Source organism: Solwaraspora sp. WMMD792, assembly GCF_029626105.1.
In the GTDB taxonomy this organism is placed as follows: domain Bacteria; phylum Actinomycetota; class Actinomycetes; order Mycobacteriales; family Micromonosporaceae; genus Micromonospora_E.
Genome location: NZ_JARUBH010000009.1, coordinates 5,496,135 through 5,512,526, shown reverse-complemented (window position 1 = coordinate 5,512,526; position 16,392 = coordinate 5,496,135). Strand labels below are relative to the sequence as shown.

At 69.2% G+C, this 16,392-nt stretch carries 17 protein-coding genes; 10 read left to right on the top strand and 7 right to left on the bottom strand.

Features of this window, described 5'->3' with window-relative positions; all coding sequences use genetic code 11:
• Nucleotides 1-21: 21 nt before the first annotated feature.
• From O7629_RS25675 to O7629_RS25660, 4 genes are read right to left on the bottom strand one after another with little or no spacing between them, the layout of a single operon-like run.
• Entirely contained in the window at nucleotides 22-1,137 is a 1,116-nt protein-coding gene (locus O7629_RS25675; protein WP_123604239.1) for an AAA family ATPase, read from the bottom strand.
• Between the two features lie 53 nt (nucleotides 1,138-1,190).
• Entirely contained in the window at nucleotides 1,191-2,636 is a 1,446-nt protein-coding gene (locus O7629_RS25670) for a VWA domain-containing protein (protein WP_278172354.1), read from the bottom strand.
• Nucleotides 2,633-4,057, bottom strand: a complete 1,425-nt coding sequence (locus tag O7629_RS25665) for a hypothetical protein (protein ID WP_278172353.1) — start codon at nucleotides 4,055-4,057, stop codon at nucleotides 2,633-2,635. Before O7629_RS25665 ends, O7629_RS25670 begins: the two co-directional genes overlap by 4 nt.
• On the bottom strand, nucleotides 4,057-4,536 hold the full coding sequence (locus O7629_RS25660) for a hypothetical protein (protein ID WP_278174681.1): 480 nt from the start codon (nucleotides 4,534-4,536) through the stop codon (nucleotides 4,057-4,059). The genes O7629_RS25665 and O7629_RS25660 overlap by 1 nt, the downstream gene beginning before the upstream one ends.
• Nucleotides 4,537-4,804: 268 nt before the next feature.
• Here O7629_RS25660 and O7629_RS25655 point away from each other — a divergent pair, with 268 nt between their 5' ends.
• A complete protein-coding gene (locus O7629_RS25655; protein WP_278172351.1) occupies nucleotides 4,805-5,269 on the top strand; it encodes a helix-turn-helix domain-containing protein in 465 nt (154 codons plus the stop codon).
• Nucleotides 5,262-5,621 carry a DUF4180 domain-containing protein gene (locus O7629_RS25650; RefSeq protein ID WP_278172350.1) on the top strand — a complete coding sequence of 120 codons (360 nt, stop codon included), beginning with the start codon at nucleotides 5,262-5,264 and terminating at the stop codon, nucleotides 5,619-5,621. The genes O7629_RS25655 and O7629_RS25650 overlap by 8 nt, the downstream gene beginning before the upstream one ends.
• A gap of 102 nt (nucleotides 5,622-5,723) precedes the next feature.
• Here O7629_RS25650 and O7629_RS25645 read toward each other — a convergent pair whose 3' ends face one another.
• Nucleotides 5,724-5,960: a hypothetical protein gene (locus O7629_RS25645; protein ID WP_278172349.1), complete on the bottom strand. Its 237-nt coding sequence runs from the start codon at nucleotides 5,958-5,960 to the stop codon at nucleotides 5,724-5,726.
• Nucleotides 5,961-7,078: 1,118 nt separating this feature from the next.
• Complete coding sequence (locus O7629_RS25640) at nucleotides 7,079-7,975, bottom strand: hypothetical protein (protein ID WP_278172348.1); 897 nt, start codon at nucleotides 7,973-7,975, stop codon at nucleotides 7,079-7,081.
• A 282-nt stretch (nucleotides 7,976-8,257) separates the two neighbouring features.
• On the opposite strand from O7629_RS25640, the gene O7629_RS25635 reads away from it, so the two are divergent.
• Nucleotides 8,258-8,560 (top strand): hypothetical protein, encoded by a 303-nt coding sequence (locus O7629_RS25635; RefSeq protein WP_278172347.1) that lies wholly within the window; start codon nucleotides 8,258-8,260, stop codon nucleotides 8,558-8,560.
• A 660-nt stretch (nucleotides 8,561-9,220) separates the two neighbouring features.
• Here O7629_RS25635 and O7629_RS25630 read toward each other — a convergent pair.
• Nucleotides 9,221-10,477: an XRE family transcriptional regulator gene (locus O7629_RS25630; protein WP_278172346.1), complete on the bottom strand. Its 1,257-nt coding sequence runs from the start codon at nucleotides 10,475-10,477 to the stop codon at nucleotides 9,221-9,223.
• A gap of 348 nt (nucleotides 10,478-10,825) precedes the next feature.
• Between O7629_RS25630 and O7629_RS25625 the strand changes: the two genes are divergently transcribed.
• The 7 genes from O7629_RS25625 to O7629_RS25595 all read left to right on the top strand — a co-directional run bounded on the left by O7629_RS25625 (nucleotide 10,826) and on the right by O7629_RS25595 (nucleotide 16,390).
• Nucleotides 10,826-11,086, top strand: coding sequence for a hypothetical protein (locus tag O7629_RS25625; RefSeq protein ID WP_278172344.1), 261 nt, complete (start codon nucleotides 10,826-10,828; stop codon nucleotides 11,084-11,086).
• Nucleotides 11,087-11,299: 213 nt separating this feature from the next.
• Nucleotides 11,300-11,587, top strand: a complete 288-nt coding sequence (locus O7629_RS25620; protein WP_278172343.1) for a DivIVA domain-containing protein — start codon at nucleotides 11,300-11,302, stop codon at nucleotides 11,585-11,587.
• Nucleotides 11,584-11,829, top strand: coding sequence for a hypothetical protein (locus tag O7629_RS25615; RefSeq protein WP_278172341.1), 246 nt, complete (start codon nucleotides 11,584-11,586; stop codon nucleotides 11,827-11,829). Before O7629_RS25620 ends, O7629_RS25615 begins: the two co-directional genes overlap by 4 nt.
• The gene (locus O7629_RS25610; RefSeq protein ID WP_278172340.1) at nucleotides 11,807-13,375 is read left to right on the top strand and encodes a hypothetical protein; all 1,569 of its coding nucleotides are present in this window, start codon (nucleotides 11,807-11,809) and stop codon (nucleotides 13,373-13,375) included. The genes O7629_RS25615 and O7629_RS25610 overlap by 23 nt, the downstream gene beginning before the upstream one ends.
• A 149-nt stretch (nucleotides 13,376-13,524) precedes the next feature.
• Nucleotides 13,525-14,817 (top strand): sensor histidine kinase, encoded by a 1,293-nt coding sequence (locus O7629_RS25605; protein ID WP_278172339.1) that lies wholly within the window; start codon nucleotides 13,525-13,527, stop codon nucleotides 14,815-14,817.
• Nucleotides 14,805-15,464 carry a response regulator transcription factor gene (locus O7629_RS25600; RefSeq protein ID WP_278172338.1) on the top strand — a complete coding sequence of 220 codons (660 nt, stop codon included), beginning with the start codon at nucleotides 14,805-14,807 and terminating at the stop codon, nucleotides 15,462-15,464. Before O7629_RS25605 ends, O7629_RS25600 begins: the two co-directional genes overlap by 13 nt.
• A gap of 152 nt (nucleotides 15,465-15,616) precedes the next feature.
• Entirely contained in the window at nucleotides 15,617-16,390 is a 774-nt protein-coding gene (locus O7629_RS25595; RefSeq protein ID WP_278172337.1) for an ABC transporter ATP-binding protein, read from the top strand.
• The last annotated feature ends 2 nt before the right edge of the window (nucleotides 16,391-16,392 follow it).

Genomic DNA, 16,392 nt, shown 5'->3' with positions numbered 1-16,392 from the left:
GCTTGCTCATGACGGGCTTGCTCATGACAGGGTCGCGATGCTCTGCCGGCCGCCTTCGAGGAAGGCCGGCCACTCGCCGCCGTCGGCCTTGCTGCGCGGCTCGATCACCCCGTGCCAGAACTTGTTCAGGATCGCCAGGTCCTCCGGGCTGCGCCGGGCCAGCGAACCGACCATCGAGCTGGCCAGCGTCTCGGCGCGCAGCGTCCGGTCGCCGAAGAACTGGCTGTGCAGGATCGCGTCCTCCAGCACACCGATCTGCTCGGCGGTGGACAGCGCCGACTCCAGCTTCTCGTCGTCGCTGGTCGCCGACGCGGCGGCCTTACGCAGGTCGGCGAAGCTCTGCAGCAGCACGTCCAGCAGGGTGGGCGGCACCTCCAGCTCGATCTGGTGGCGACGCAGCAGCTCGGTGGTGCGGAACCGGACGATCTCCGCTTCACTGCGCTTGTTGGTGATCACCGGGATCCGGACGAAGTTGAACCGACGCTTGAGTGCCGACGACAGGTCGTTGACGCCCCGGTCGCGGCTGTTCGCGGTGGCGATGATCGAGAATCCGGGCTGGGCGAAGACGATGTTGTCCGAGTCCAGCTCAGGGATGGAGACGTACTTCTCGGACAGGATCGAGATCAGCGCGTCCTGCACGTCGCTGGTGGAGCGAGTCAGCTCCTCGAACCGGCCGATCACGCCCTGCTCCATCGCGGTCATGATCGGCGACGGGATCATCGACTGCCGGGACTGGCCCTTGGCGATCACCATCGACACGTTCCACGAGTACTTGATGTGGTCCTCGGTGGTGCCGGCGGTGCCCTGCACCACCAGGGTCGAGTTGCGGCAGATCGCGGCCGCGAGCAGCTCGGCCAGCCAGCTCTTGCCGGTGCCCGGGTCGCCGATCAGCAGCAGACCCCGGTCGGAGGCGAGCGTGACGATGCTGCGTTCGACGAAGCTGCGGTCACCGAACCACTTCTGCGGGATCTCCCGGTCGAGGCCGTCGGCGCGCTCGGACCCGAGGATGAACAGGCGCACCATCTTCGGGCTCAACCGCCACGAGTACGGCTTCGGGCTGTCGTCGATCGATTCGAGCCAGTCGAGCTCCTCGGCGTACTTGATCTCGGCGGGGGCGCGCAGCATCTCTGCGGTCATGATGCGGTTTCTCCTAGTCGACGGTGCTCGTACGGCGAGTGGAAAGGGGTAGGTCAGGTGAGGAAGTTCTTGAGCTCGACGACGAGCTTGCGGACGTGCCCGGACAGCACCGGGGTGCCCTGGTCCTTGAGCCGTTGTCGGAACCACGGGTTGACGCTCTGCTGGCCGCCGCTGGAGACCGAGCCGACCGGGATCAGCCGGGCGCCGCTGCGGTGCACCGCCTGCAGCCCGTCGAAGACCTCCTGCGACTTCCACTCGTAGAAGTCGGAGATCCACACCAGCACGGTGTTGCGCGGGTCGGCGATCTTCGGCCGGGCCAGCTCCAACGCGGCCATGCCGTCGGTGCCGCCGCCCAGCTGGGTGCGCAGCAGCACCTCAAACGGGTCGTGCACCCACGGCGTCAGGTCCAGCGCCCGGGTGTCGTAGGCGACCAGGTGTACGTCCACCTTGGGCAATCCGGCGAAGATCGACGCCAGGATGGTGCAGTTGACCATCGCGTCGACCATCGAGCCGGACTGGTCGACGACGACGATCATGCGGGCCGGGGTGGTCCGCTTCGCGGTCTGCTTGTAGTACAGCCGGTCGACGTAGAGCCGCTCGTCCTGCGGACTCCAGTTCGGCAGGTTCTTCCAGATGGTGCGGTTCAGGTCGAGGTTGCGGAACACCCGCTTCGGCGGGACCGACCGGTCGATGGTGCCGACGCTGGTCTGCTGCACCTGGGTCTTGAGCACCTCGGCGACCTCGTCGACGAACCGGCGGATCAACGCCTTGGCGTTGGCCAGCGCCACCCCGGACAGGTTCGACTTGTCCCGCAGCAGCTGCTCGATCAGCGACATGCTCGGGGTGAGCTGGCGGGCCAGCGCCGGATCGGCCAGCACCTCGCGCAGCCGCATCCGGCGTACCAGGTCGGCCTCGATGGCGCCGAGCACCCCGTCGCGGCGGCCCGGTGTGGCCCCGCAGGCCTGCTGGTACCACCCGGCGTCGGACTGCCAGCCGGCCAGCTGACCGGCGGAGACGTCACCGCTGCCGGTGGCGAAGACGTTGAGCAGCAGCTTCGACGCCAGCGCCGCCCGGCGTACCTCGTCGGCCCCGACCTGCACCGACGACTCCCCGGCGGCCTTGTCGCCTGCCGAGCCGTCCTCGGCCGGCGACTCGCCGGTGCTCTCGCCCGCAGCCGGCGACTCGCCGGTGCTCTCGCCCGCAGCCGGCTGCTCGCCGGTGCTCTCGCCCACAGCCGGCTGCTCGCCGGTGCTCTCGCCCTCAGCCGGCGGCACGAGCAGGCCGGGCAGCTCGTCGGCCAGCTCCGGGAAACGCTGCACGACGGTGTCGATGGCGACCGCCGGGTCGAGCAGCGCGGCCGGCAGCCCCAGCTCGTCGACCACCGCCATGCTGGTGCGTTCCAGCGCGGCCTGCTCCTGCCCGTCGAACAGCCGGGCCAGCAGCCGCCAGTAGAGCACCTGGCGCCGGTTCTCGTGATAGTTGATCATCGAATCGGTCATTTGCGCAGCAACCGTCCCGCCCGCTCCCGGAGCATCGCGACACTGTCGCCGGAGCGGGCCACCGCCTTGGCGACCTTGGGGTCGGTCGGCCCCTGCGCCCAGTCGCCGGTGTGCAGGTCGAGCTGCTTGCGCTTCACCGTCGCCTGCATGCCGATCGGCTGCACCGACCAGCCGGGGCCGGCCGCCGCGTCACCGTCCCAGCGCAGCAGCCCGATGCAGGCCGACGACTTGGCCAGCAGTTCGGCGGTGATCGGTCCGCAGCCGGGCAGCCGGTCGACGTCGACGGCCACCCGGGTGCCGTCGACCTCGAAGCCGAGCCCGTCGTCGTCGGTGACCACGGTGTAGCCCTCCAGCAGCACCGGCTCGGCGATGGCGACCGGGTGCCGGTCCAGCGGCGGTACGGCTGGGGCGAGCGCCTCACCGAGCTGCACCTGGGCGACGGCGAACGGGTCGGTCGGCTCGCCGGGGCGGGCCTGGTCGTCGCGCCAGAGCAGGTCGCCGCCGGGCAGCAGCGGCAGGTCGGTGACGTCGAGGCTGAGCCGGCCGGCCAGGGCGGCGAGCAGCACCGGATGGTCGGCGAGCAGCTGCCACACCACCGGGCCGACGATCGTGTCGACCTTGGCGGCGGAGACGTTGACCCGGACCAGCCGGGACCGGTCGGCGTCGCCGCCCCCGCCGGCAGCCTCCAACACCGCGTGCACCTGCAGCTGTACGGCGGTGGGGTGCTCCTGCACGTCGGCACCGACGATCAGCAGTCGGCCGGAGACCGTTTCCGGCGCTGCCGGCCCGCTCTGCGGGCTGGTCAACAGCATGCTGCGGGTCCACAGGTCGGCCCAGCGACGCGCCGGAATCCGCTCCATGGTGGCCACCGGGCTGGTGTAGCGCAGCTCGTTGGCGAGCCCGTCGAGCAGCACCGCGATCCGGCGTCGGACCGGGTCGGCGAGCAGCGCGGTCAGTGCCTGCTGGCTGGCCGACACCAGGTCGTGGTCGACGTTGCGCCAGCCGGCGAGCGCCAGCTCGGCCAGCCAGGAACGGGCCGCCAGCAGCCGTCCGTCGGCCGGGGCGGCGGCCGTGGTCGGCGCCGTCCACTGCGCCCGGTCGCGGCCGAGCGTGCCGTCGAGCCGGTCCCGCAGCGCGTCGTGCACCGCGCCCACCACGGCCGTACGGGCGGCGGCCAGCAGCAGCAACTGCTCCTCACCGACCGAGCCGGCGGTCACCTTGTCGACGGCTTCGGCCGCCGCCGCGCCGAGCGGGGTGGCCGAGACCGCGCCGGCCAGCTCGGCCAGGGCCGCCGTACCCTGCGGGTCGAGCCGGCCGAAGCCGCCGGTCATCGCCTGGTCGAACCGGTCGATCACGGCGAGCGCTTCGGCGACCCCGGCCGGTACGCCGTCGCGCAGGTCGTCGAGCTGTGCCCCGCGCATCAGCGGGCCCCCGCCCCGGCCGGGAACCAGCTCAGCTCGGGCAGCGGCTCGACCGCGCCCGGCAGGTCTAGGTAGGACAGGTGGTGCAGGAACCGGCTGAACACGGCCGCCGCCGGCGACGTGCCGGCGAGGGTGGTCCGGCCGATCGCCCAGAAGATCTCGTTGCCGATGGTCACCTCGTCGTTGGTCTCCAGGCGCAGGAAGCGGGCGACCCGGTCGCCGCCGTACTGCACGATGGCCTCGTCGGCGAGCGCGGTCAGGTGGTTGCACGCGTAGTCGCCGCCGCGCAGCCCGCCGCACGGCCGGTTGTTGTTGGTGCTGCAGCTGACCTCGTAGCTGCCGGCGGCGACCGACGACACGTACACCCGCCCGATGTCCGAGCCGCTGGAGACGACGCCCTGCAGGCGTCCGTCCGCCATCTCGACGAAGGGGACCTTCGCCAGCTTGCGGGGTCGTGCGGTGGGCACCACCCGTACCATGCTTCGCCGCTGCCAGGCGGCGTCGTCCGCGTCCACTGGGTTGCCCTCCAGGCGTGTCGACCGCAGCCGTCGTCAGCCGTCATCTCAGACGGCGGGGCTGCGGACCGGTGATCCGTACCCGAGAAGTTGTATCGCCCCGGTGCGACAAACCGGGGTGGCGGGCGGTGACCGGCCCGGATCGTGGTCGGTGGCCGACCGATGCGCTAAACTTCCCTGCCGTACATCGAATAGATGCTGATGGGGAAGAATGGCGAAGTCGTGGCTCTCGGTGGAGGAAGTCGCAGAGCAGCTTGACCTGCATGTGCGTACGGTGCGTAGTTACATCCGGGACGGACGGCTGCCGGCCGTACGGATCGGCAAGCAGTACCGGATCGCACCGGCCGACCTCGACGCGTTCACCGGCCGTCCGGCCGGGTCCGCAGGCTCCGCCGAGCCGGCCGACCCGGTGGTCGAGGTCTCCGCGGTGGTCGACATCGACGGCTTGACGTCCGCCGACGCCGACCGGTTGAGCACCCTGCTGGTCGCCGGCGCGCAGGGCGGCAGCCGAGCGTCGGCCGCGCCGCCGCTGCGGCTGCAGACCGGGTACGACCCGGCGCGAGACCGGCTGAAGATCGTGGTCTTCGGTGGCCCGGACGCGGTCGCGGAGATCCTGTCCACCATCGACGCGGTGACGCGTCCGGGCAGCGGATTGTTCCGGACGGACAACGGAGAGGGGGTACGCGGCGATGGCTGACGAGATCGTCGAACTGGCCGGCGTACCGGTGCTGGTCTGCGCCGCCGACGGGCCGACAATCGCTGGCGAGCAGGACGCGCTGGACGTGATCGGCCAGACGTTCGCCGGTGCCGAGATCGTCGCGATCCCGGTCGCGCGGCTGGACGAACGCTTCTTCGCGCTGCGCAGCGGGCTGGCCGGCAGCATCATGCAGAAGTTCGTCAACTACCGGCTGCGGTTGGTCGTGGTCGGCGACATCACCGGCCACACCGCCGGCAGTACGGCATTGCGTGACCTGGTCGTCGAGTCGAACCGGGGCAACCAGGTCTGGTTCGTCGACGACCTCGACACCCTCGCCGCCCGCCTCAGCTGAGCCGGACGATCGAGCCGGGCGATCGGATGCGCTTGGTCTGACACATCCTCAGCGTGTCAAGTCGAACAGCCGCTGTGGATCATTAGCAGGCGAGTGTGGCGACTACATGTACTGAGCGGCGGTCTGCTCGACTTCGCGGATGAACTCCTCCAGCTCGACCTCAGTCCACTGTCGGTCTTGCAGCAGTGTGCCGAGCACGGCGATCTGCATCGAGAAGGCGGTCTCCGCGTCGATGTCGTCGATCAGGTCCGGCTCGCCGAGGGCGGCTCGGATCATGCCTTCCATCGCCAGGGCAGAGAACTGCTGGCCTTCCTGGTAGCGCTTCCTCGTATCAGCCACGAAGGAGGCAACCCCCCGGATGAGGTCACTCAACTCTTGGTCTTGCCGCAACTTCGCTATCTGCCTACTGGCTATCTGGCCTGTCCTGTGGATCGCGATACGCGCTACGAGGCCGGCAAAGACCAGGTTGCCGGTTGTCGATAGACCGGTTCGCCGAGGTGGGTACGGGCAAGCGCACCTGCCGGGTTCGGGCCACGTCCGGAGTCTGGCCGTCTACCTGCTGGAGGTGCAGGTCGGTGGCGTTGCGTGACGGGTGTTGCTGAGCCAACTGTTGCCTCGGCTTCCCCTCATGCCGATGTGCGGCTCTGTCCCTCAAGTCTCGGTATGCCGTCGAGTGGAGGGCTCAGGCACGTTATTCGCGCGAATAACGTGCCTGAGCCCTCCACTCGACGCAACGGCAGCAGCGGCTCGGCGTCCGCATGTGCCGATCAACACACCGATCACCCAGAGTCACCAGCCCAAAGTCAGGTGCCGATAGAGCCGTATGCCCCGGTGCGCGGGGTGTTTGGGGGTACGGCCGGGCGGCGCAGGATCTGGCAGGCTCCTGGTTGTGCGCCGGATGGACAGCCGTGATGTCGACCAAGCCGTGGCCGAGATGGTCCGGGCGCTGACACCGCACGAGTCGGCGGACTGGGGACGCCCGGCCGGCGCGCTCGACTGGAGCTGTTGGGAAACAGCTGCCCATGTCGCGCATGACCTTCTCGCGTTCGCCGGGCAACTCGCCGCCCGGCCCGACTCCGCGTACCTCCCGTTCGACCTGGTGGTACGCGACGACGCGTCTCCCCGCGATCTGCTGCGAACAGTCACCGGCGCAGGACGATTGTTGAGCACCATGCTGGCCGCATCCGACCCGTCGGTACGGGCCTCCCGACTTGGCTCACGGTCGGCTGATTCGAGGCTCTGTAGGGCTGTGAACTGGGGTGTTGTGTCGGGAGGCGTGCACTAAGAGGTCCTTAACAAAGTTGTACGACCACGTGGGGTCGACGCCTACGGGACCGGCCAGCGGTCCCCGTAGGTCACATTGCATATACTGGCGACCGTCGCGTGACTCCCGCAAATTGGCCGACGACAGCGCGTTGGTTGCCGTCCTCTACCCGCACCAAGTGCACTTCGAGTGGCTACTGGCTCATACAGACCTCGACGGAATTGGCCAGTTTGTCGGCGCCGCCCGTCAGGTGTCTGATGAGGCTGACCTGGTTCCAGCGAGGCTTGAGCTGACACACACGACCCTCTTGCAGGGTCTCGAGCGAAATGGTCTCCACAGTCGGCGGATAGCCCTGTGACGCGACGAGGGCGTACGCGTCATTCACGCTGATGACGAGAACAGATCGGCTTTGCGGCCGATCATGCACATTCATCCTGGTTAAACCATCGACGATGCGGCCGACAGCCACTCTGGGGAGGTGGTCGGTCCAAGGCCATTTCCACTCCGCCACGGCGCCCAACCCCGCCAAAGATCCGGTAATCACCAACGCCAGGACGACGATCCGCCAGCGCGACCGGCGATGCCGTACGCGCAGCCAGGTAAGGCTGACCCCGAACACGACCAGTTGCAGGCCGAGATAGTTCAGCGGCACGAACAGCCCGAGGACGCCGGCGGGCACCAACGCCAGCACGTTGGTCCAGCCCGCGCTGAGGCGAAGCCATCCGCGAACCTTCGCGAAATAGACGAGAGAAGCCACGATGACCGGCGAGAATAGTGGAATGAATAGGGCCACCAGGCCCAGCGGGTTGCCTTCTTGCACGATGGATCGGAGCAGCACCGTCTGATCGGTCAAGGCCAACAAGAGGATGACGACGAGGATCGGCAGTGTGGTCAGCGTTGCCGGCATCACGTCATCGGCAAATGTCGCGCGCTCGCCGGGCGAGTTAATCGTGTCGGTGCTGATCGTAGAGGCGTTACCAAAGACAGCGGTACCCCCGCGCTCCACGTAGAGGTTGATTTTGGTGTGCTGTCTTTCCTGTCTCTGCTTGCCTACCTGGTCGCGTAGGCGCCTCGGGGTATGACGCGGCATTTGTGCGACGGTACAACGGGGAGGCAACAGCGAGGTCAGCCAGTCGTAAAACTTGATCTTGGTGGTCGGCGGGACAGGACGGTCTCCCATTCTGGGTGGTGCTCGCGGCGCCGGTCTCGACCGCAGGGCCAGCGGTGTTCCGGCGGTGACCGATCATCGCCGCCGCCGACCTTTGCGCGTCGGCCTCCAAGTGCACTCGACGCCTTTCCTAGCACGCACTAAATGAGCCAAGTCGGGTCTCCCCGCGATCTGCTGCGAACAGTCACCGGCGCAGGACGATTGTTGAGCACCATGCTGGCCGCATCCGACCCGTCGGTACGGGCCTGGCACTGGGGACCGACCGACCCAAGCGGCTTCGCGGCACTGGGCGTGAACGAGACGCTGGTGCACACCTACGACATCGCCGAAGGGCTCGGCATCCACTGGCATCCGCCGAGATCACTCTGTAGCGCCGTGCTGACGCGGCTCTTTCCCCACGCCCCGGCCGGCGATCCGGTCCAGGTGCTCCTGTGGTCCACCGGGCGCACTGACCTCCCCGGCCGTCCTCGACCCACCTCCTGGGTCTTGAAAGCGGCGATCGAATAGTCCACTTGCCGCACATCGTCACTCATGCCGCAATCCTGGAGCCGGGTCACCTCCACCGTTACTCATCGTGAGTAGCGGATGTCGCGGGCTTCGACGTACACCGTCCAGTCACAGGCGGCCTGGCGTGCCCATGCGTTCGCGTCGTTCTTGCAGCGACCGCCCCTGGTCGTCGCCTCCATCAGGGTCCTCGATGAACAGATCAGGCCAGGCTGACGAGACCTCGGACGCCGACCGGCCAGGATGCGATGGGGACCGGTGAGTGGAGTCTGAGAGTATGTTCGCCTCGTGGAAGTGTCTGGGGACTTTGCGAGGCTCGTCGAGGACCAGGCTTCGGCCGCCCATCCCGCTGCCGCGATGGCGCGGGAACTCGGACTGCTCGGTGTCTACGGCACCCTGGGAATCTCCTTCTTCATGTCAGAGTCGGGCGAGGTGTTCATCGACGAAGACGACGGTAGGTTGCGCCCCGCCGATGCCAACGAGTACGAGTTCGCCCACGTCCAGGCAGCGCGCCGCTACCCGGAATTGAGACATCTCATGCCGGACCGGCCGTCCTCCGCTTCGACCTGCCAGCTGTGTGCAGGATCCGGTGAGGCTGTGTTCGGAGATGGGCGAAACCGGATTTGTTGCCCTGACTGCAACACCCGTGGATGGATTCCTGAGCTACCGGAAGCCTGCTGGGGTGCTGAGGACTCGAAGCTCGTCCAGGAAGGCTAGCGCCTCAGGGTGCTTCGGGTACTGCTCCTGCAACAGCTGCCCTAGCTCTCGGGAGCACATGAGGAGTGACGGTAGGGACCTGCGGTCGCCCGACAGCGCTTGTCGGCCGTTGGCCACGGCCTCCTCAATCTCCCCTCTGCGCGCCGATACCACACCTAGTGTCAAACGAGCCTCGGCGTTCCTCATTGGCTTTCGTTCGGTGCCGTCCGGATCCGTGGAAGACCGTATGACTTCATGGGCGTAAATCTCGGCAAGCTGGTCTTCTCGGGCCAGCCGGTAGCAGTCCATCGCGTAGAAGTCGAACTTCGACGGATCAACAACAAAATGGTGGTCGGTATCCTCTGGATAGGGCAGTGATTCTAGGAGCGACCGTCCCCGATCAAGTGCAGTCTCCACTTGTCTGCGGTCTCCGATACGTGCCCATGCCTTGGCCTGCTGCGCTGCTAGCTGCACAGCAACACTTTGACCGGGGGCCTTCGCTACCCCTATCTCAGCGGCGGCTAAGGCTCCCCGGTAATCACTTTGTGTCAGCGCGTACCAAGCGCGCATCTCGTGCGCCCATCCGACGACTGCAGCATCGCCCGCCTCTTCGCCGAGGGCCAGCGCCGCCTTACGGGTGCTTTCCGCTTCTCGCCGCAGCCCCAAGTCGTATTCGACACACCCGACGAGCAAGGCAACCAGACCAGCAAGCGACAGGACCTCTTTGTGCTGCGCGAGCGTCAAACGGCGGTCCATGAGACTCGTGAGGCGTCGAAGCCACGCCTTTCCCTCAACATAAAGCTGATACGGGGGAGCGTATGGGTACTCACAGCAAAGCCGGTCGGCCGTAATATGGAGTGCGTCAAGCATGGCTGCGGAGACATCCGAGGCGCGAATGCGGGAGAGGATCTCAAGGGTCTCCAGGCCACTGTCCGCCAGTAGGTCCGCTTCGACGTGTGCCCCACCCTGGCGAGGGAAGAACGCTGCCGTGACAGTGCCGTAGGTCTTGGCGATCAGCGTCTTGTAAAAAAGATCGGGCTCGGAGCTGCCGGCTTCCCACCGCTTCCAGTTGCGCAACAGGGTGTTGTCGGAGGGCAGCGGTTCGGCTGCGTGTGCCCTGAGCGCCCGTACCGCGTCACTCTGGGACCACCCCCGGGCAGTCCGCTCCGAGCGAAGCCGCTGCGCCCACGCCGGCCGGGAGTCTTCCTCAAGCTCATCCCTCATGGCTTCGAGTATCCACCACACGGGGGGTGATATGACAGGGGACTTTGACCTGTCACCGCCGTGACACCTGCCGCCTATCAAGATCGAGTGAGATCGTTGCTCTATCGACATCTGATTGTCAACCAGAAGGCGCGGAAGATCTGGCGTAGCGCCTGGTGAATTGGTGCTCAGCACGGCGGCTGCCCATTGGCCGCCCAGTCCATTTGGAAGGGTTGATCATGGTGGCGCTTGGTGCCCTGGTTTCCGGAATCCTGCTCGGGTTCTTCGTCGGGTTGTTCAGTTTCAAGATCAAGTCGCGGTGGTGTCCCGACTGCGGTCGGACGACGGTGCCGGCGGCTGATCGGTAGCGTGCCGGCCGACCGGTCACCGGCGGATCCTCGCCCCGGTGACGAGTTGATCATCGATGGCGGGGCGAGTGTGCAGTTCGCGGCCGGGCGGGGTTTCCGGTTACGGGTGACGACAGTGGACACGAAGCTGACCTATCAGGGCTGGGTCTGGCTCACCGGGTATGTGTTGGCACCGGACGGTGAAGCCCGTGAACGTCGGGAGATCTTCGTCCAGCGTGACGGTCTCCGCTGGGCTCCCCGCCCGCGCCGGCCCCACCGCTGACCCCGGCGGCGGCAGCGCTACCTGAGCCGCGCGCCCTCTATCCGTACCTCTGAAGGTTTCTGGACTGTGTGAAAGGTGGTTCCTGCTGTGCGTGGATTCCTTGACCTGTTTCGGCGGGCTCCGGTGGGGAGTCGGCGTAACCGGCGGTTGCTCGCTGAGATCGCCCGCCACAACCGGCGGCCGATCGACGTGGCGACTGGGCCGCGTCGGTCGGTGACGCCTGCCCCGAACGCTGCCGGTCACCTGTACGGCAGGGCGGTGCGGCCGTCGATCAGCCCCGGCCTGGTCCGGGAGCGCCGGTTCGGCGACCGGACGCGGCGTGGCTGCGACCCGGTCGAGGTGCGGGCGTTTCTGCACCTGGTGGCCGACGAGTTGACCGCGCTGCGCGCCGAACTTGGCTCCACCCGCGACGAAAACGCCCGGCTCAAGCAGGCGTTGCGGGACTGGCAGTCGCAGCAGTTCGAGCAGTCGCACCGGTTCGGGGCGGGGGTGGCGGCGTGAACGGCGTCAACAAGGTGCCGGCCAGCTCGCTGCACATCGTCGGCGTCGGCGCGGACCGGCGGCGGGCGCAACGCGTGTTCACCGTCGCGAACCTCGACACCGGGCAGGTCGCCTCCACCAGTTTGGTTCCGGGCTCGTTCACGCCGCTGCCGACTCCGGGGGGGTACGTGGTGGCTGCCGTACGCGCCGATCATCGCCGACCTCGCCCAGCGTGCCGGGGTGGCCGCCGCGACGCTGCGTGACCCGGACTTCCCCGACGAACCGGGCCGGCTGCCGTCGTCGGGGTTGACGCTGCCCCGGCAGTGGCAGCCCGGCATCCCGGATTCCGACCGGCTGCGGTGGGAAGCGGCGGCGCTCGCCGAACGGTTGGTGACGCCGTGGCTGGTGCTGATCGGCCGCAGTAGCGAGCCGCCGCCACCCGGTGATCCGGGGCGGCTGCTCGGCCGGTTGTGCGCGCTCGCCGATCAGTTGCACGTCGACCTGGTCCTCGAAGTGCGGCCCAGCTCCATCGGGCGTGGGCTGAGCTGGGACGTCCGGTTCGAACACGCCGGCGGTGCGGTGCCCGACTACCAGCACCGGTGGATCGCCGACCTGCCGACCGCGCTCGCCACCATCCCCGCCGAACGGGCGGTGACCGGCCTGACCGTCGCCAACCCGCACCTACCCGCCCACTACCTCACCGACGACGCCCTCACCGGGCGTGCGGTGCCGGTCGGGTTGGACGGGCACCCCGGCGGCCACGACCTGGACCAGGTCGAACGCCGGATGGTCGCCGACGCCGGGCAGCACGGCGGCGCGCAGGCGATCTGGCGTAACCGGCACTGGTGGCACACCAGCCTGCGACCCGCCGACACCCCCGGCCGATTCGTCCGCGGCTGGGAACCACCGCACCCGAAACACTGGGGCGAGCCGATCCCCACCCACCCCTGCACCCGGTGCGCCGACCGGCCCGACCCGCCGTACTGCCTCGACTGCTACGGCACCCGCCAGGTCCGACGCGGCGCGGTGCTCACCGTCACCGACCTACGCGGCCGGACCGTGCACCGCAACTGGCGACCCGCCGACACCAACCAACCACCACCCACACCGGTGCCCGCCGACCGGCCGTCCGGCAGCACGGTGTGGCAACTGCCCGAGCACTACCAGATCGGCTCGCTCGCCGCGCAGTTCGGCGTGCAGCCGACCGACCTGACCGACATCGACGGCGAACACAGCATCGACCAGCACCTGCGTAACGGCGTCAGCCAGGTCCCCCACGGCGGCGGCGACCCGCTCGACGCGTACCTCGGTGAAGTCGGCGCCACCCACGACGGCGCCCGGATCATGGTCCTCGCCACCGGCTGGCCCGGCCCCACCCTCGACGAACTCGCCGCCCTGGTGCGCGGCCTCGGCCTCGCCCTCGACATCACCGTCATCGACCACCGCGACACCATCGGCCGACCCGAACTGTCCCAGGGCCACTCCTGGTCGGTCCGGGTCGTCGAACCCACCACGCCCTTGGCCGTCGACCCCGTCCCCACCAGCGCCGCTCTGCCCGAAGCCACCGCACTCTGCTACCGCTACCTGCACGGCGCACTGCGCGCCACCATCCCCACCGACCCGACCACGCCGATACCCGTCCCACAACACACCGCGACGACCGGCTCCCTCCCCGACACCACAACCCACCACATCACCCAGCTACACCGCCACGCCGCCACCCGGCCCGGCGAACCTGTCACTGTCCGCCTCCACCCCGACGGCACCCACACCACCACCACAACAGAGTTGAAGAAGACCTGGTCATGACGCTGCACTGGCGGGAACCGCCGCCAGCCGTCCGTACCCCGACGACGGTGACGAACTGAACCGCCTGGTACAGCAGGCTGTACTTCCTGGGCCGCAGAGCGCTGGATCCGGCGCTTGTCGCCTATCGTCTGGGGCCGGGGAGGTACGCGATGCCGCGCATAGACACCGTCGGGCGTGCGACAGCGGCGGGGCCGGGCGGCCGTGGGTCCACCGTGCGGCGGTACGCCCGTCGCGGCGTACGGATGTCGGTCGACGCCATCGAACACCTCGTCGGCGGCCTCGGTACGGCGATCCTGGCGCTGGCGGCCGTCGTGATGCTGGTCCTGGTGGCGCTCGCCTGCGTGGTCGGCATCGGCCTGGTGATGGTCCCGTCGGCGGCGAAGGCGGTCCGGCTGGCCGCCAACCGGGAACGGGCCCGACTGTCGCGATGGGACCGCGATCTGCCCCTGCCGCCGCCGGTCCCCACCGGCCTGCGCGGCGTCCTGCACGATCCGTGGGTGCGGCGCGAGGCCGCGTTCGTGGCCGCGCACGGCACCGTCGGGTTCGGGCTGGGTGTGCTCGGGCTGTCGCTGCCGATCTCCGCCGTGCAGAACCTGCTGTTCCCGATGTACTACTGGGTGCTGCCGCCGGAGGCGGGCGGCCCGGGGTTCATCGACTGGCGGATCGACGGGTTGCCCGACGCGCTGCTGGTGGGGCTGATCGGGGTCGGCTGGCTCGCCGCGACCGTGGCGCTCGGCCCGACGATGGCCGGGCTGCAGGCGCTGCCGGGGCGACGGTTGCTGGCCCCACCGCGCGACGTCGACACGTCGCTGCGGATCGCCGAACTGACCGCCACCCGGGCGGCCGCGCTGGACGCGCACGCCGTCGAGCTGCGTCGCATCGAGCGGTCCCTGCACGATGGGGCGCAGAACCGGCTGGTCGCGGTCACCGTACTGCTGGGTGCCGCGCGGCGGGCGATGGTCCGGGATCCGGCGCGGGCGGCGGAGATCCTGGACCGCGCGCACGACTCGGCCGAACTGGCCCTCGCGGAGCTGCGCACCGTGGTCCGCTCGATCCTGCCGCCGGTGCTCGACGACCGGGGGCTCGCCGCCGCGCTCGACGGCCTGGCCGCCGGCTGCGGGGTGCCGTGCACGGTGCAGGTCGACGTCGCGGGCCGGTGCGCCGCGTCGGTCGAGTCGACGGCGTACTTCGTGGTCGCGGAGGCGCTGACCAACGTCGCCCGGCACAGTGGTGCCGCCTCGGCCGCGGTCACCGTGCACCGCAGCGGCGACCGGCTGCACGTGTCGGTCGTCGATGACGGCCGGGGCGGTGCCAGTGACGGCAGCGGCTCGGGGATCGGCGGCATCCGGCGGCGGGTGGAAGCACACGACGGCCGGTTCACCCTGACCAGCCCACCCGGTGGGCCGACGACACTACTCGTGGAGCTGCCATGCGGATCGTGATCGCCGAGGACGACGCCCTGCTGCGGGAGGGTCTGGCGCTGCTGCTGCGGGCCGAAGGGCTCGACGTGGTCGCCACCGCCGACTCGCCGACGACGTTCCTGGCCGCCGTGGACGAGTTCCGGCCGGACGTCGCGATCGTCGACGTCCGGATGCCGCCCACGCACACCAACGAAGGCATCGTCGCCGCCGTCGAGGCCCGGCGCCGTCGACCGGACCTCGCGGTGCTGGTGCTGTCCGCGTACGTCGAGCAGGCGTTCGCCACCGACCTGCTCGCCGGCGGCGCGGTCCGGCTCGGCTACCTGCTCAAGGAGCGGGTCGGCCGGGTCGAGGAGTTCCTCGCCGCGCTGCACCGGGTCGCCGACGGCGGTACGGCGATCGACCCGGAGGTGGTCGGGCAGCTGTTCGCCCGCAGCCGTCCCGACAGCGACCTGAGCCGGCTCAGCGCCCGGGAACGCGACGTGCTCGCCCTGATGGCCGAAGGACTCGGCAACACGGCGATCGCGCAGCGGCTGTTCGTCACCGACGGGGCCGTCCACAAGCACATCCGCAGCATCTTCGCCAAGCTCGGACTCGCCCCGGACGACCGCGCCGACCGGCGGGTGACGGCGGTCCTGCGCTACCTCGAAGACGCCCAGCGGCGCGGTTAGCGACGCCCAGCGCCGTAGCTGGCGTCGCCCGGCGGCGCGGTTGGTACAGCCTGCGCTACCCCGGTCGGCCAGTACGCTGGATCGTCCGAAGGCCCGTCTGACCATAGCGTTCTCCATGTAAACGTCCTCTGACGACATGGAGGTTGGTCGAGATGACCGTCCGCGTTGGACAGACTGCCGACCCGGCGGTCCGCGTGATACAGCTCGCCCGTACGTATGGTTCCGGACCGCAGGCGGTCACCGCACTCGCCGGCGTCGACGCGGATTTCCACCGCGGCACGTTCACGGCGGTGATGGGTCCGTCCGGTTCCGGCAAGAGCACCCTGCTGCAGACCGCGGCCGGCCTAGACCGGCCCTGCTCCGGGCAGGTGTGGATCGGCGGCCAGGAGCTGTCCCGGCTGTCCGAGACGAAGCTGACCAAGCTCCGGCGCAGCCGGATCGGCTTCGTCTTCCAGGCCTTCAACCTGATCGGCGCGCTGACCGTCGAGGAGAACATCCACCTGCCGCTGCGGCTGTCCGGGGTACGCCCGGACGCCGCCTGGCTGCGCCAGGTGGTCGACCGGGTCGGGCTCGGCGACCGGCTGCACCACCGCCCCGCCGAGCTGTCCGGCGGGCAGCAGCAGCGGGTGGCGATCGCCCGGGCCCTGGCGATGCGCCCCGAGGTGATCTTCTGTGACGAGCCGACCGGCGCGCTGGACACCCAGACCGCCGCCGACGTGCTGGCCCTGCTGCGGTCGGTGGTCGACGACGCGCAGCAGACGGTGATCATGGTGACCCACGACCCGGTGGCGGCCTCGTACGCCGACCGGGTGATGGTCCTGGCCGACGGTCGGATCGTGCGGGACATGCCCCAGCCGGGTGCGGAGCAGATCGCCGAGCAGTTGGCGTGGCTCGGCCGCCGCCAGCTCGTCACCCAGGGGAGCTGAGC